A 14,623-nucleotide genomic window follows, 5' to 3' on the forward strand; every position below is an offset into this window, starting at 1 on the left:
GCTGGTTCGCCGTGCGTTATCGGACAGGCTCAAGTCCGTGCAAGCGCGCTGCGCTTCGCTGGTTTGCGCCGTTTGCGCGCACCCGGCACGACGCCGATGCGCGGATCGCGAGCGAGTACGAGTTCCGCGAGCCGACGCGCCGTGTCTTCGAACGCCGGATCGTCCTGCGGCACGTAAAGCCATTTTCCGAGCACGGGATGTGGCTGCAAAGCCGGAATGTCTTCGATGAGCGCTGCATGATGCTCTTGCGAGGTGCATACGAGCACGCCATTCCATGGCTTGTCGCGGTCGGCGGCCACGAGACACATCAGTCCATCGATATACGCGGCGTCGGAACCGAACATGCGCTTTTGAATGAACGTGTCATCGCTCTCGAGCGGCTCGAAAACCCATAGCAGCGAATTACGAACGGTGGAGGGCATGATGGCGGTCGCGAGCCTTGACGGGCTCCATGTTACAACTCGAAGCGGTCGCGGGTCGTCACGTAATCGCTTGCGCCGAAGCGCCCGACCGGAAAGTAATGCTGTAAGCGCACGCGCCAGGTGTCGAGGTCGATGAGTTCGTCGCGTGCGTGCAGCATCAATACCTTGCCGATGAAGATGTGCCGGCTTGCGGTTTCCAGCGTTTCCCACAGCACGCATTCGAACGCGACGGGCGCCTCGGCGATGCGCGGCGGCTTCACGCGCAGCGACGGCAGCGCGGTGAAACCAACCGCGTCGAGTTCGCTGACATCGGCGGCGAAGCGTTCGCCGCAGCGATGCATCTGCTCGGCGATTGCTTCATCGGCGAGATGGACGACGAATTCCTTCTCGCGCGGCACGTTCGCGGCTGTGTCTTTCAACGTGCCATCCGCGAGCCGGTTGATGCTGATCATCACGATGGGCGGTTCTTCGCCGAGCATGTTGAACATCGAGAAAGGCGCGGCATTCACGGTGCCATCCGCACCGAGCGTGGTCACGAGCGCAATGGGCCGTGGCACGATGAGGCTCGCCATCAGCTTGTAGCGCTGGTATTCGGTGATGGCCTCGAAGTCGATTTCCATGTCATTGCACCTTTTCAATGCCGAGCAGATGCGCAAGGCTCTTGGTGCCTGGCATCCGTGTGGTTTCTATACGCGCTTCGAGTCCCTGCAGATGCGCGCTCATATGCGCCGCCGCGCCTTTTGCGTCGCGTCGTTCGAGGCAATCGAGAATGGCGGTGTGCTCGTCGTGCTCGCATGGCGCGTTGCCCGCCGGTTCATAGACGCCAACGATAAGCGAGCAGCGCGAGACGAGTTCGTTCAGATACTGCAGCAGGATGGCATTGCCCGCGAGCGCCGCGATGCGCAGATGAAACTCGCTCGCGAGGCGCGCCCATGACGGTTGATCGAAGCGGTGCATCGCTTCGTGTTCCTGGTTGAGTTGCTCGCGCAAGGCGGCAATGTCCGCGCTGCTCGCGCGCTCCGCCGCGAGTTCGACGAGCGCGCGTTCCACCGAGCGGCGCGCTTCGAACACCTCGCGCGTTTCCTCGCGCGTCGGCTGTGCGATCACCGCGCCCTTGTTGGGCCGCAACACCACGATGCCGTCGTACGCGAGCTTTTCGAGCGCGCGCCGGACCACTGCGCGGCCCACGCCGAAGAGCTCGCACAGTTCCGGCTCGGGCAGCTTGGTGCCGGGCGCGAGACGCCGGCTCAGCACACCGTCGAAGATGCTTCGATAGATGCGCATATCGGCGGCATCGGCTTGATCACGCATGCGCGGCGAGCTCATGCGGCGCGCGCGGCCGTGCTCGCCGCCTGTTCCATGTGCCGCGCGATTGCGCCGGGCGTGGTGAGCCAGATGTCGTTGCGCGCCGCCGCGATATGCGCGAGCGCGCGCCGTAAATGACGCAAGCGATACGGCTGCCCGACGATATACGGATGCAGCGCAATCCCCATGACGAGGCCCTGCGGCGTGCTCGCGCGTTGCGTCTGTTCGAGCATTTCATCGAACTGGTCGACGATCATGTCGGTGAACGCGGACATGTCGAGATGCCGCGCCATGATCATCGGCAGATCGTTCAGCTCTTGCGGATAAGGCACGGACCACAGCGCGCCGTGACGTGTTTTCATGCGCACGGGCCGGTCGTCGTGACACCAGTTGAGCGTGTAGCCGTAACCCGTTTCGGCAAGGAGGTCCGGCGTGTGATGCGTCTCCGAGATCCACGGCGATAGCCATCCTTGCGGCATTACGCCCGACTCCGCAAGGATGCGTTCGCGACAGTGCGCGAGTAGGGCGCGCTCGCCGGCTTCGTCGAAATCGCTCTGACGCTCGGCGTTCGTGTGACCGTGCGCGATGAGTTCATCGCCCCGCGCCACACATGCTTCGATCAGCTCGGGGCAATGATCGTAGAGCGACGTGTTGATGAGCGTGCCCGCGGGCATGTCGAGCGCATCGAACAATTCAATGCAACGCCACGCGCCCACGCGATTCCCGTACTCGCGCCAACTATGGTTGAGGACATCCGGTTGCGGCGATAGTGGTCCGAGCGCGGCCCCCAGTCCTTCGCCGAACGCAAAGTGTTCGAGGTTGAAGCCGAGATAAACCGCGAGACGCGCGCCGTTCGGCCAGCAATACGGCTCGCCATGATGAATCGCTTGATAGTCGAAACGGCCGTGCGATCGGAGTACATCGGGATTGAAGTCGCTCATTGTCGATGAATGCATGAACCGGTTTGGTTACGTCGTGCCCCAAGGCGGACCTGTTGCGCACCGCGAACGTACACGCCTCGCGTCGCGACGTGCCGACGATCGAGGCTTGCGATCGTGTGCAATATGCGAGCCAACGTGTCGACACGCATGCTGCGCTACGCGTTGCATGCGATGAAGCCGAACCACGACAGCAAATGGCATATGTCTTGCAATGGCTTCGCGCTGCAAGCCATTTCCCGTCAGCGCGTTCATAAGGACAAGCCTTTATGGTTCAGCCGGCATCAACCGTGGTTCACGCGACAGCCGCCGATATCGAACTCGTTCACGTGACGAAGCGCTATGCGGATTCCGTCGCCGTCGATGCGATCGACCTGCGCATTCCCGGCGGCGCGTACTGTTGCCTGCTCGGTCCTTCGGGATGCGGCAAGACATCGACCTTGCGCATGATCGCGGGGCACGAGTGGATTTCCGAAGGCGATGTGCTGATCGGCGGGCGCAACGTCACGCGCGAACAGCCGGCCGCACGCGGCACCGCGATGGTCTTTCAAAGCTACGCGCTCTTTCCGCATCTGTCCGCGCTCGATAACGTCGCCTTCAGCCTCAAGATGCGCGGCGTCGCGAAGGAAGCACGCAGAAAGCGCGCGGGCGAACTGCTCGAACTCGTCGCCATGTCGTCCTATGCGAACCGCAAGCCCGCGCAGCTTTCCGGCGGGCAGCAGCAGCGTGTGGCACTCGCGCGCGCCTTGCTCAATGAACCACGCTGTCTTTTGCTCGACGAACCGCTCTCCGCGCTCGATCCTTTCCTGCGCGTGCAGATGCGCGCCGAACTCAAGCGCTGGCAGAAAGAACTGGGCATCACTTTCGTGCACGTCACGCACTCGCAGGAAGAAGCAATGGCGCTCGCCGATCTCGTCGTCGTGATGAGTCACGGTCATATCGAACAAAGCGGCACGCCGTTCGAAGTCTTCAACCGGCCGCGTACCGAATTCGTCGCGCGCTTTCTCGGCGGCCATAACGTGCTCGGTTCGAAGGGCGGGCTTTTCACGGTGCGTGCGGATCATCTGCGGATCGCGCCGCAGGGCACGACGCCCGGCACGAGCGCGGGCGAGGGAGGACTGAGCCGCATCGGCGGACTCGCGTGCACGGTGCGCGAGGCCGAGTATCAAGGCACGCATGTGCGCATGACGCTCGTGCCGCTCGACGGTTCCCCCGAACTCGTTTCTATCGTCAGCGATGCCGACTACGACGCCGAGCGCCTCGGCCCCGATGCGCGCGTGACCGTCTGGTGGGATCAACGCAACGCGCATCCGCTCGCGGCGTGATGCGCGCTTGAGCCAAACACATCAAAACCCGAAACGAGGAGGAAGGCTATGAGCAATGACAACGCACGTCCGCAAGCGACTCAGGAAATCAAAGAGACCAAAGAGGAACTGGAAAGCCGCGGCCGCACGCGCCGCACTTTCATCAAGGGCGCCGTGGCGGCGGCGGGCATTGCCGGGTTCCCTTACGTGCATGCACAAGAGAAGATCACCTTGCGCTATCTCGGCACGGCGGTCAACCAGAGCGCGGACATTGCGAAGAAGTTCAAGGAAGACACGGGCATCGAGATTCAATACATTCCGGTGACGACCGATGACGTCACCAAGCGCATCATTACGCAGCCCAACTCGTTCGATATCGTCGATACCGAATACTTTTCGCTCAAGAAGCTGATTCCGGCGGGCACGCTGGCCGGCATGGATGCAAAGCGCATCAAGCTCGCGGACAAGATCACGCCGGTGCTCACGAAGGGCGAAGTGAACGGCAAGAAGATTGGCGATCAGGGCACGGCCCCGAAGAAAGTGATGTTCTTGAAGGGCGCGCGCTCGACGGAGTTCTCCGCGACGCCTACCGAATGGATGACGCTCATTCCCACGACGTATAACGCGGATACGCTCGGCATTCGCCCGGACCTTATCAAGCGTCCCGTCAACACTTGGGCCGACTTGTTGAATCCGCAATTCAAGGGCAAGGCGGCGCTGCTCAACATTCCGGCTATCGGCATCATGGATGCGGCAATGGCCATCGAAGCGATGGGTCAGGTCAAGTACGGCGACAAAGGCAACATGACCAAGGCCGAGATCGATCAGACCATCAAGGTGCTGATCGAAGCGAAGCGCGCAGGTCAGTTCCGCGCCTTCTGGCGCGACTTCAACGAAAGCGTGAACCTGATGGCATCGGGCGAAGTGGTCATTCAGTCGATGTGGTCGCCCGCGGTCACGAAGGTGCGCACCATGGGTATCGCCTGCACGTTTCAGCCGCTGAAGGAAGGTTATCGCTCGTGGGCGTCGGGCTTCGGCTTTCCGCGTTCGCTGCAAGGCAAGAAACTCGATGCGGCCTATGAGTTCGTCAACTGGTTCCAGGACGGCTGGGCGGGCGCCTATCTGATGCGTCAGGGTTATTACCCCGGCGTGACGGAGACGGCCAAGACGCACATGCAGGCTTACGAGTGGGACTACTGGATGGAAGGCAAGCCCGCGACACAGGACATCAAGGCACCCGATGGCCAATTGCTCGAAAAGACCGGCGCGGTGCGCGACGGCGGCTCTTATACCCAGCGCATGGGCGCCATTGCATGCTGGAACGCGGTGATGGACGAGAACATCTACATGGTGCAGAAGTGGAACGAGTTCATCGCCGCCTGATGTTCACGTGAGGTTCACATGATGCACACAAGGAGCATTTGCTGATGGCATCCGTCGAGTATCTGTCGCAAGCGAAGGAAGCGCCGAAGCGTCATCGGCGCGTGAGCGCATGGTTGCAGGCCACGCCGCTCACACTCACCTTCGTGCTGTTCTTCATCGTGCCGCTCGTGATCACGTTGATCGTGAGCTTCTGGGATTTCAACGAATATCAGATCATCCCGGCGTTCACGCTCAAGAACTATGTGGCGATCTTCGACGGTTGCAGCTCCTTCACCGATGTCTGCGTGACCTTCAAGACATATTGGTCGACGCTCAAGTTCTGCGCAATGGTGTGGGCCGTGACGCTCGTGCTCGGTTTCTCCATTGCGTACTTCCTCGCGTTTCACGTGCGCACCACGGCCATGCAGACCATTCTCTTTTTGCTCTGCACGATTCCGTTCTGGACGTCCAACGTCATCCGCATGATCTCGTGGATTCCGCTGCTCGGCCGTAACGGGCTCGTGAATCAGGCGCTGATCAACGCGCATCTCATCGATCAACCGCTGGAATGGCTGCTGTATTCGAACTTTTCGGTGGTGCTCGCGTTCGTGCATCTGTTCACGTTCTTCATGATCGTGCCGATCTTCAACGCGATGATGCGTATCGACAAGTCGCTCTTGGAAGCCGCGCGCGATGGCGGGGCGAGCGGCTGGCAGGTGATCCGCGATGTCGTGTTGCCGCTCTCGAAGACCGGAATCGTCATTGGCTCGATCTTCGTCATCACCATCGTGATGGGCGACTTTCTCACAGTGGGCGTAATGGGTGGACAGCAGATTGCGTCGGTGGGCAAGATCATTCAGGTGCAGACGGGCTATCTGCAATTTCCCGCCGCGGCGGCCAACGCGATCATTTTGCTGGCCGTCGTGCTGATGATCGTGTGGGCGCTCACGCGTGTGGTCGATATCAGGAAGGAGCTTTGACATGGCCAGCGGCATTGCGGGTTTGAAGAAACATCGGGAGCACCGGCCCGCCAGCTTTTACTGGCTCGCGTTGCTGTTCGGCTTGTTCGTGCTATTCCTGTATGGACCGGTCATCACCATTTTCATTCTCTCGTTTCAAGGTCCCGAAGGCGGTCTGACGTTTCCCATGCGCGGCGTCTCGCTGCACTGGTTCGAGCAGTTGCGTCAGGGTGTGGGCGATATCGATATCTGGGCTTCGTTCGGCCGCTCCGTGAAGCTCGCGCTCGCGGTCACGGTGCTGACCGTGCTGTTCTCGGTCACGGCGGGTCTCGCCTTCAGAAGGCGTTTTCGTGGCGATACGGCCGTGTTCTACGTGTCGGTGGCGAGTCTCATCATGCCGTCGATCATCGTGTCGCTCGGTATCGGCCTCACGTTTCGTCTGCTCGACAACGTGATCAAGTATCTGGCGAACGAGTGGGGCTTTACTTCTTTCGCGGATTCGTGGACCACGTCGATGGGCCTCTTCACCTCCGCGCTCGGCGCCCATCTGACGTGGACGCTGCCGTTCGGTTTGCTCGTGATGTTCGCTGTCTTCAACCGCTTCAATCCGGCTTACGAGGAAGCGGCGCACGATCTGGGCGCATCGCCGTGGCAGAGCTTCAGGAATGTAGTGTTGCCGATCATCGGGCCATCTGTCATTGGCGTGGGAATGTTCGGCTTCACGCTGTCATGGGATGAAATCGCGCGGACGTCGCAGGCTATCGGCGAGCAGAATACGTTGCCGCTCGAATTGCAGGGCCTGACGACATCGGTGACCACGCCGGTCATCTATGCGCTCGGGACCATGACCACGCTGATGTCGCTGGCGGTCATGGTCGGCGGCTTGTTGATCGTGAGGGCGGTGACCAGGCGCCGGACTTCGAAGTAGGCGCCAGCGCTTTCCTCACGTGCGATCAAATGCAATCAAGTGCGATCACCTATGATCGTGCTCCCAGCGGCCGTCGTTCCAGCCGTTGTCGTCGTCATGACCGGTATGAGCGGCGCGCCAGTGGTTGCCGCCCTTGCACACGAGTTGCGATCCGTTTGCGCTGCATGACGCTTCATAGCCCGGCGAATAGAGAAACTCGCCGACCCAATGCGGATTCACGTTGGTGTTGCCGGGGTTGTACGCGACGAAGTTCGCTGCGTCGTCCGTGCTGCCCGAGCCCGTGTAGCGCGCTGCCAGCGGATACGGAAACACCGGACGCGTGCGCGTGGTCTGCCCGGTCGTATCGACGAGCGATGCCACGATCTTGCCCGGCTTCGCGCCCGTTTCAACCCACGCCATGGCGGGCGTCAGCATGTCGAAGGTGCTGGGACCGTCGCCGCCGCCGCAGTGCGCAACGCCCGGGAACAGATACAGCTTCGCGAACTTCTCGACGCGCTCGTCGCCCATGTATTCCTTCATCTTCGCGTAGTACTGCAGCGTCGATTGCGGCGAGATGTGCTGGTCTTCCAGGCCGTGCCAGAGAATCAGCTTGCCGCCGCGTCGATGAAAGTCACTCAGATCGGGATCGGTTGCAGCAAGATAGTTCGACGTCTGCACGGTCTTCCAGAACGATTCGACAGTGAACTTCAGATCGCTGAACGCGGCGTTCGGGCGCGAGTCGTTGAAGTAGTCGAGGTATGTTAGGAACGGCATCACGAAGTTGATGCTGCCGCTAGGTCCGGCGTCCGTCGCGGGCACGAAGAGCGACCATTGCAATTCCGAACCCCATTCACGCGCGATCGGCTGTTCGAGATGACGGCCATACTGATCCGTCGCGCCATCGTGAATCTTGCGCACCACTGCGGCTTGCGCGGGCGTGAGACACGTGGCGTCGGGCTGTCCCTTCGCACACACGAGACTCGCGGGATCGAAATGACAAGCCTGCGGATTGTCGATGATGCCGTCCGTCACGCCGTCCTGACCGTCGCACGACTTCAGCACGGCGGCGTGGATCATCGGCAACTTGTCGGCGAGCAGAATGTACTTGCCCGTCTTCTGGTCGATGTTGACCGCCGCCGCCCAGCCGTGGTGGAACGTGTTCTGCACGATCAGATCGTTGGCCGGCGCGCCCGCGACGATGCCGTCGAAGTCGTCGGGATAGCGTTGCGCTTCCATCAGCGCCTCACGTCCGCCGTCTGAGCAGCCGTCGAAATACGAGTACTTCGGAGCGCGCGCATAAAACTTGTTGATGATCGCCTTGGATACCTGCGCCGTGGCGTGCTCCGCGCGATAAGCAAAATCGATCTTGGCTTTCGGATTCAGCGCCCATGCGCCATCGTTGCCGCCTTCGTGGCCCATGTCGGTGGCGGAGATGGCGATCTGACCGTTCGTGACCGGCACGCAGGTCGATGCCATCGGCGCGCTGATCGAGAGATTGCCGCACAGACCGCCGCATCCCGTTTGCAGATAGCGCTGCGTCCAGCCTTGCGTCGGCAAGCGCAATTCAAAGAGCGATGCGCCAGGGCCTATGGTTCCCTTGATATCGCACACTTCGGAAGGCAGTCCGGGTCCAGCCGTCGCGCCTTGAGGCATGCCGGGGTTGCTGATGACCGTTCCTTTTGCAAGGACCGTGGCTGAGGTGATGGTGACGGTACCATCGGTGACGCCGCTTAGATCGAGCGTGGCGACTGCCGCGCAGTTCATCGCGGGAAGGATCGAGGGGAGGTCGGCTAGACCGCTTGAATTGGCCGCCATTGCTTGAGGCGCCATGAATACGCATGTCGTCAAAAGAGCAAGCCACGCATAAAGCGTGCGGATGCATCGTCTGAGTAGGGCGGGGTTGCTGCAGAGTAATCGCATCATCGTCTCCTGAGGTCGTCGGGTCACTTTCCAGCGAGTACGGAGGATGACGAAAGAGTTTCGCAATAGGGAGGGGGCGTATACCCGGCAACCCTGCTTCGTCGGCGCTCTAAAGCGTCAACGTTTGCGGCGCCCGCATGCTGCACCAAGGCGGAGCGGACATACCGCGCTTCCGGTGGCCGATAAACAAAACAGATAGCAAGGCAAATGATACGCAAGGAAAGCGTCCTTCATGCCGTACGCGGCTTCACCGAGACGCTTCGCCTGACTCATGCGAAAACGCTTCGAAGGCATCGAATCTGTTTATCGGGCACCGCATGGTCTTGCTGCGCAACGCCGCGCCAAATCACGCTGACGTGCATTTTCCGGCCCATGGGCATGGTTTACCCATCCTTTGCGTTATCAAACACAGGGACTAGCTTGCGTCATCGCCTGATAACCATTCCGGAGAAGCGTCCATGAGTAGCAACCTGCATCCGAGCGGCAGTCAGTTTCCGAACGGCATTGCAACGCCCAAGCCCACGAGCGCGTCGTCGGCCATACGCGCCGGTGTAGCCGGTGGTCTCGCGGGCGCCGTCGTCATCTGGATCTACGAAGCATTGATCTGGGTAGGCGTACAGCATCTGATGCCCCTCGCGGGCATTCCGCGTAACGCGACCGGGCTGGTCTTCGGAAAAGCGTTTCAGGAAGCGAGCGGCATTTGGGCGTATGTGATTGGCACGGGTATTCACTTCGTGTTCGCCATTGCTTGGGGCATTCTCTTCGCACTCGTCTGGCCGTACTTTCGCCGACGCGGCTACGAGGCGACGTTCATCGCATTGTTCTATGCCGTGCTCGCGTGGATAGTGATGCATGTCGCCATCATGATCGCTTCGGACAATCATCCGAATTACTATGATCCGGCTGTCGTCATCGGCGGATTCATGTCGCATATCTTTTTCACTGTGCCGCTCGCGCTTATCGTAAAGCGCAAGATGGAAGTGCGTTAGGCGTTTAGCCTATCGATCGGTCCGCAGCGGCTTGCCTCGTTCGAGGCGCATGAGCCGTTCGCGGATTGAGTCTCGCTGTTATCTGTTTCAAATTCCCTTATTGCAGCGCGAAAGCAGACGGCATGGCAGAAGACGCATGCGGCCTTTCCTTATCCCCGCGCAGAAGTCGATCTTCCTGTCACTTCGCGGTGAAATCTCACATTTGGTTCGCAGCCGAGAAATGAGTAAACGGTTTCCTTTTTGTTTCGGAAACTCCGATTCCATGCAAAACCATGCCTTGATCGTGCCGGGTAATCCCCTATCAGGTCGTTGGATAAAACGTTTGACAGCATCGGCTTACAAAGCCTAAATTTGGAAAACGTTTTCCGATGAAGTTCGCTGACTCAAGCTCGGGGCTTCATTCAAATCATTTTTAATCTTCACCGATTCCGATGAAAAACTTCGGAAGGCCAAATAACGTCCGGTGTCGATCAAGCGCTAAAAGGAGGCGCAAAAGAAACCCCCCGCACTACCCACATTCATAACTAAAGACGGAGACAACATGAATCGAAACAGGCAAATCACGCGTGCGTTCGCGCTCGGCACGCTCTCGGCGCTCGTCCTCGCTGCATGCGGTGGCCATGACTCATCGGATGGTTCCACGCCGCCGCCCGCCGCTGTGGCGGCTAATTCGCTTCAAGCCGTGGTCTACGGCGCGAACGACACGAGCGTGCCCGCCGGCGCCGGCGTCCCCATCACGATGATGGGCCAGATGCGCGCGCTCTTCGACCTCATCCGCAAGTCGCCGGATTTCACTCAGGTCGTGATGGATCTGGGCGATGGCAGCCCCGTGCACGTACTCGATACCAACACGGGCGACAAGTTCTTGCCGGGCAAGCTGGCGCTCGGTCTGTCTTACATCCTCATCGACATGAAGAAGAAGGGCGACCCCAAGTACGCCGACTATCTCGCAACCTATCAGAAAATAACCACGGCGATGATGGCGCAGTCCGCGAGCGGCGACTACGTCTACGCGAACACGTCCTGGGGCGAGTACTACTATCTCGTCGCCCTCAACAATTTGAAGGCGAACGGCATGCTGAACGAAGTCTTTAGCGATGCCATGCTCAACACGTTGCAAGGCCGCCTCACGTTCTGCGACATGTTCGGCCCCGATGCAAGCGGCAAGGACAATACGTGCCCGGCTGGCGGCGCGTCTATCGACGTGGCTTCGCTCAACACGGCGCAGAATTACTATGCGGTGTCATATGGCATTGCCGGGCTGAGACAGAAGCTCGGCTGGAGCAATCCGGGCTTCGTCTCCACTTCGGACCCGGCGGTTGCGACCATGGGCGCGCGCGATGCGCTGCTCTACACGCTAACCAAGCATATCCGCAATGATTCGTCGGGCGGCTTCTCGGATGAGGCATCGAACACGCATACGACCTACTACGATCAGGCGCGCTTCGACCGCTACAGCACGCTGCTTATCGCGGAGACGGTCGAGCGCAGTCTCGAGATGGGCAACGAAGCGAATTTGACGCCTGAATTGAAGGGCTATTTGCGCAAGTCGATCGATCTGATTCTGCCGCAGATCAATCCGGACGGGCAGGGCTTCAACTACGGCCGCTCGATCGGACCTTACGGCGATTCCGCTTTCATGGAGATTCTCACGGCCGCAGCCAACGCGGGCGTGCTGAGTGCCAAGGAGATGCAGGTCGCCTACACGTTCATCTACAAGGCAGCGCTGCGCTTCGACACCTTTTGGTACGACCCGAACCTGCCGACGCCGTCCGTGAACATGTGGGTGAAGGGGCGCGGCACGGACACATATCGCGGCAAGCCTCGCGTGATGGGCGAAAACTTCAGCCTGCTGCATCAGTACATGTACGTCAACGCGTGGTGGAGCAAGCTCGGCTTCGGCGGCCAAGCCCCCATGAGCGACAGCGATTTCAAATCATGGCGCGATGCATTGCCTCATTACACGCTCACGTATTACAACTTGCCGAGCGACAGCGCGCATCCGTATAACGCGGCGTTGCTGACGGTGCGTGATGGCGAGCGTGTGATCAACCTGAATCTGAGTCAGGCGCCGGACTACAACTCGTATTCGCCGTACTATCCGGTGCCGTTCTCCGACAAGCTCATCTACGGCACGACCGACCTGGGTTACGCCTTGCTGATTCCGCAAGTGACGTACAACGGCAAGACGTACATCCCGGTGACGTATTACAAGAACCTGAGCGTGCAGGAGAGCAACGGTCAGGTGACCGTTTCCTTCGATACGACGAAGTTCCGTCAAGCGACCAAGAACGCGGCGTACACGACCGATATCGACCTGCAAGCGCATACGGTGCTGACTTTCGCGCATGGCACGATCACGCGTACGGACACATTGAGTTCGGCCACCCTTGCGGCGCCGCTCGCGGTGGAAACGGACTTTACCTCGTTCGCGGACTTTCAAAGCACGGCGGCGGGCGCGAACGGTAACTCGGTCACGTACGCCAATAGCGCCGCGACGAGCTATGCCACGAGCGGCTTCGATGCTTGCGCGCTGTCGAATTTCGATGTCGCGAACGGTGTCACCAATCCGCTGTCGACTACGCCTGTCGGCCAGTTGCATTCGAACTTCGCATGCAAGACGAATGCTTTCTCTCTTGCGGGTGGCGCGCAACGCAACTTTAGCTGGACCTTGAAGTACGCGGACCCGAACTGATCCTCGTGCCAGGCAAAGCGGGCTCCTCTTGCAAAAGGAGCCCGCTTCTTTTTATTCGACGTGCGCGGCAAATCCGGTCTGTCCCGCAGCATGCTCGTCTTGCAAGGTCAATTGCGGAATGCGGTAGTCGCCATGATTCTGCCGTCTATAAGCAATCGGCGCGTTGTCCCAGAGGGTGTCTAGCCGTTCTCCGAGCGCATCGCGCGTGGCCTCGAAACGCGTTTCATCCATCTTGCTCGTGCGATACACCACGAACGGTGGCACCACGTCGAAGCCCGGATAGAACAGCATGCCGTGCTGGATCGGGAAGAGGATGTCGTCCATGGGGCCGTTGATGCCGCGCGCGTCGTAATGCGATTCCCAACCGCCGGTCGTCACGATGATCATCGCGCGTTTGCCCGACATCATGCCTTCGCCATAACGATCGCCCCAGTGCGTGTCCGTGTGTTCGCCCACGCCGTAAGCGAAGCCATAGGCATAGACGCGCTCGAACCAGCCTTTCATGATGGCGGGCATGGAGAACCACCACATCGGGAATTGCAGTATCAATGCGTCGGCCCAGCGCAGCTTGTCCTGTTCGATTTCGATGTCGCGGCTTTGCAGGCCGTTTGCGAACGCGTGTTTCGAATCGAGACTGGGATGAAACGGCGCGTCGGTGTTGCGCTCGCGCACGTCGTTCGCGTCGAGCGTCGTCTTCCAGTTCATCTCATACAGGTTCGACACCTGCACCGTGTGGCCGTTATCGCGCAGGCGCTGCACGGTAAAGTCGTTGAGGGCGCCGTTCAACGAGCGGCGTTCGGGGTGGGCATAGACGATCAGCACATTCATGGCTGCAACTCTCCGGGTTCGTATGACCGCCAGACTAGTGCGGATGAAGGTATATTGGAAATGAATAGTCAATATGCCAGGCATTTCGATGGATAATATTCTCCGCAGACTCGATCTCAATCTGCTCGTGACACTCGACGCGCTGCTCGCCGAACACAACGTCACGCGCGCGGCCGAACGGCTGAACTTCTCGCAGCCTTCGGTGAGCGTGCATCTGGCGAAACTGCGCGATATCTTCGGCGATCCGCTATTGCTGCCCGGCCCGCGCGGCATGCGTCCGACTGCGCGCGCCGAGGGTTTGCGCGAGCCATTGCGCGAAGCGCTTGCAGCACTTGCGCGCGCGGTGTCGCCGGAGCAGGCATTCGAGCCGGCGAGCGCGGAGCTTACGTGGCGTATCGCCGCAACCGATTACAGCGAGTCCACCGTGCTCATGCCGGCGATAAACGGCTTGCGGCTGGCCGCACCGCAGACGCGCATTGCCGTGCTCGAAGCCACGCCGCCGCGTCTCGCGCGACAAGCCGAACGCGGCGAGATCGATCTTGCGTTTCATATCACCGAAGGCGCGCCACCGGGTCTGCATCGGCAGGCGCTTTTTACCGAACGCTATGTGCTTGTGGCGAAGAAGGGGCATCCGCGTCTCAAGCGGAAACCCAGCCTCAAGCAGTTCTGTGCGCTCGAACATGTGATCGTGTCGCCGGACGGCGGAGGCTTCTTCGGTCCGACCGATGAAGCGCTCGCGGCACTCGGCGTCGCGCGTTGCGTCGTGCTGTCCGCGCCGCATTTTCTCTTCGTGCGCTCGCTGATTGCATCGACCGATCTCGTGGGCATGCTGCCATTGCGGCTAGTCGAGCACGATGCGGCGCTGCACGTGGTGGATGCGCCAATCGAAGTGTCCGGCTATGAAATGTCGATGTTCTGGCACGAGCGCGTGCATCGCGATCCGGCACATCGGTGGTTGCGAGACTTCATCGCCGGTTCGGTATGACGCGCGATT

At 60.3% G+C, this 14,623-nt stretch carries 13 protein-coding genes; 7 read left to right on the forward strand and 6 right to left on the reverse strand.

Annotation, left to right across the window (positions count from 1 at the left end; translation table 11 throughout):
* Positions 1 to 29 precede the first annotated feature (29 nt).
* The 4 genes from ACYQ47_RS09150 to ACYQ47_RS09165 are packed head-to-tail and all read right to left on the reverse strand — an operon-like array spanning position 30 to position 2,683.
* Positions 30 to 422: a hypothetical protein gene (locus ACYQ47_RS09150; protein WP_250469265.1), complete on the reverse strand. Its 393-nt coding sequence runs from the start codon at positions 420 to 422 to the stop codon at positions 30 to 32.
* A gap of 32 nt (positions 423 to 454) precedes the next feature.
* Positions 455 to 1,042, reverse strand: coding sequence for a flavin reductase family protein (locus ACYQ47_RS09155; RefSeq protein WP_244830878.1), 588 nt, complete (start codon positions 1,040 to 1,042; stop codon positions 455 to 457).
* Between the two features lies 1 nt (position 1,043).
* Positions 1,044 to 1,733, reverse strand: a complete 690-nt coding sequence (locus tag ACYQ47_RS09160; protein ID WP_250510995.1) for a GntR family transcriptional regulator — start codon at positions 1,731 to 1,733, stop codon at positions 1,044 to 1,046.
* Positions 1,734 to 1,744: 11 nt separating this feature from the next.
* Positions 1,745 to 2,683 (reverse strand): polysaccharide deacetylase family protein, encoded by a 939-nt coding sequence (locus tag ACYQ47_RS09165; RefSeq protein WP_459905175.1) that lies wholly within the window; start codon positions 2,681 to 2,683, stop codon positions 1,745 to 1,747.
* Positions 2,684 to 2,934: 251 nt separating this feature from the next.
* On the opposite strand from ACYQ47_RS09165, the gene ACYQ47_RS09170 reads away from it, so the two are divergent.
* From ACYQ47_RS09170 to ACYQ47_RS09185, 4 genes are read left to right on the forward strand one after another with little or no spacing between them, the layout of a single operon-like run.
* Entirely contained in the window at positions 2,935 to 3,990 is a 1,056-nt protein-coding gene (locus ACYQ47_RS09170; protein WP_459905176.1) for an ABC transporter ATP-binding protein, read from the forward strand.
* A gap of 48 nt (positions 3,991 to 4,038) precedes the next feature.
* Positions 4,039 to 5,352: an ABC transporter substrate-binding protein gene (locus ACYQ47_RS09175; RefSeq protein WP_244830874.1), complete on the forward strand. Its 1,314-nt coding sequence runs from the start codon at positions 4,039 to 4,041 to the stop codon at positions 5,350 to 5,352.
* Positions 5,353 to 5,396: 44 nt separating this feature from the next.
* Positions 5,397 to 6,311 carry an ABC transporter permease gene (locus ACYQ47_RS09180; RefSeq protein WP_244830873.1) on the forward strand — a complete coding sequence of 305 codons (915 nt, stop codon included), beginning with the start codon at positions 5,397 to 5,399 and terminating at the stop codon, positions 6,309 to 6,311.
* A gap of 1 nt (position 6,312) precedes the next feature.
* On the forward strand, positions 6,313 to 7,218 hold the full coding sequence (locus tag ACYQ47_RS09185) for an ABC transporter permease (RefSeq protein WP_284503942.1): 906 nt from the start codon (positions 6,313 to 6,315) through the stop codon (positions 7,216 to 7,218).
* A 45-nt stretch (positions 7,219 to 7,263) separates the two neighbouring features.
* Here the strand turns inward: ACYQ47_RS09185 and ACYQ47_RS09190 are convergent, their stop codons facing one another.
* The gene (locus ACYQ47_RS09190) at positions 7,264 to 9,120 is read right to left on the reverse strand and encodes a tannase/feruloyl esterase family alpha/beta hydrolase (protein ID WP_459905178.1); all 1,857 of its coding nucleotides are present in this window, start codon (positions 9,118 to 9,120) and stop codon (positions 7,264 to 7,266) included.
* Positions 9,121 to 9,575: 455 nt separating this feature from the next.
* On the opposite strand from ACYQ47_RS09190, the gene ACYQ47_RS09195 reads away from it, so the two are divergent.
* The gene (locus tag ACYQ47_RS09195) at positions 9,576 to 10,106 is read left to right on the forward strand and encodes a hypothetical protein (protein ID WP_250469272.1); all 531 of its coding nucleotides are present in this window, start codon (positions 9,576 to 9,578) and stop codon (positions 10,104 to 10,106) included.
* Positions 10,107 to 10,647: 541 nt separating this feature from the next.
* Positions 10,648 to 12,801: a hypothetical protein gene (locus ACYQ47_RS09200; RefSeq protein WP_459905179.1), complete on the forward strand. Its 2,154-nt coding sequence runs from the start codon at positions 10,648 to 10,650 to the stop codon at positions 12,799 to 12,801.
* Between the two features lie 51 nt (positions 12,802 to 12,852).
* On the opposite strand, the gene ACYQ47_RS09205 is transcribed toward ACYQ47_RS09200, so the two are convergent.
* A complete protein-coding gene (locus ACYQ47_RS09205) occupies positions 12,853 to 13,629 on the reverse strand; it encodes an NAD(P)H-dependent oxidoreductase (protein ID WP_459905180.1) in 777 nt (258 codons plus the stop codon).
* 73 nt (positions 13,630 to 13,702) lie between these two features.
* Here ACYQ47_RS09205 and ACYQ47_RS09210 point away from each other — a divergent pair, with 73 nt between their 5' ends.
* Positions 13,703 to 14,614, forward strand: a complete 912-nt coding sequence (locus ACYQ47_RS09210) for a LysR family transcriptional regulator (protein WP_459905181.1) — start codon at positions 13,703 to 13,705, stop codon at positions 14,612 to 14,614.
* The last annotated feature ends 9 nt before the right edge of the window (positions 14,615 to 14,623 follow it).

The sequence above is a fragment of the Caballeronia sp. HLA56 genome, from assembly GCF_054655155.1.

Bases quoted from the DNA above. Each gene is read 5' to 3' on its own strand.
- ACYQ47_RS09150 (WP_250469265.1), bottom strand. From the start codon at position 422: ATGCCCTCCACCGTTCGTAATTCGCTGCTATGGGTTTTCGAGCCGCTC.
- ACYQ47_RS09155 (WP_244830878.1), bottom strand. From the start codon at position 1,042: ATGGAAATCGACTTCGAGGCCATCACCGAATACCAGCGCTACAAGCTG.
- ACYQ47_RS09160 (WP_250510995.1), bottom strand. From the start codon at position 1,733: ATGCGTGATCAAGCCGATGCCGCCGATATGCGCATCTATCGAAGCATC.
- ACYQ47_RS09165 (WP_459905175.1), bottom strand. From the start codon at position 2,683: ATGCATTCATCGACAATGAGCGACTTCAATCCCGATGTACTCCGATCG.
- ACYQ47_RS09170 (WP_459905176.1), top strand. From the start codon at position 2,935: ATGGTTCAGCCGGCATCAACCGTGGTTCACGCGACAGCCGCCGATATC.
- ACYQ47_RS09175 (WP_244830874.1), top strand. From the start codon at position 4,039: ATGAGCAATGACAACGCACGTCCGCAAGCGACTCAGGAAATCAAAGAG.
- ACYQ47_RS09180 (WP_244830873.1), top strand. From the start codon at position 5,397: ATGGCATCCGTCGAGTATCTGTCGCAAGCGAAGGAAGCGCCGAAGCGT.
- ACYQ47_RS09185 (WP_284503942.1), top strand. From the start codon at position 6,313: ATGGCCAGCGGCATTGCGGGTTTGAAGAAACATCGGGAGCACCGGCCC.
- ACYQ47_RS09190 (WP_459905178.1), bottom strand. From the start codon at position 9,120: ATGATGCGATTACTCTGCAGCAACCCCGCCCTACTCAGACGATGCATC.
- ACYQ47_RS09195 (WP_250469272.1), top strand. From the start codon at position 9,576: ATGAGTAGCAACCTGCATCCGAGCGGCAGTCAGTTTCCGAACGGCATT.
- ACYQ47_RS09200 (WP_459905179.1), top strand. From the start codon at position 10,648: ATGAATCGAAACAGGCAAATCACGCGTGCGTTCGCGCTCGGCACGCTC.
- ACYQ47_RS09205 (WP_459905180.1), bottom strand. From the start codon at position 13,629: ATGAATGTGCTGATCGTCTATGCCCACCCCGAACGCCGCTCGTTGAAC.
- ACYQ47_RS09210 (WP_459905181.1), top strand. From the start codon at position 13,703: ATGCCAGGCATTTCGATGGATAATATTCTCCGCAGACTCGATCTCAAT.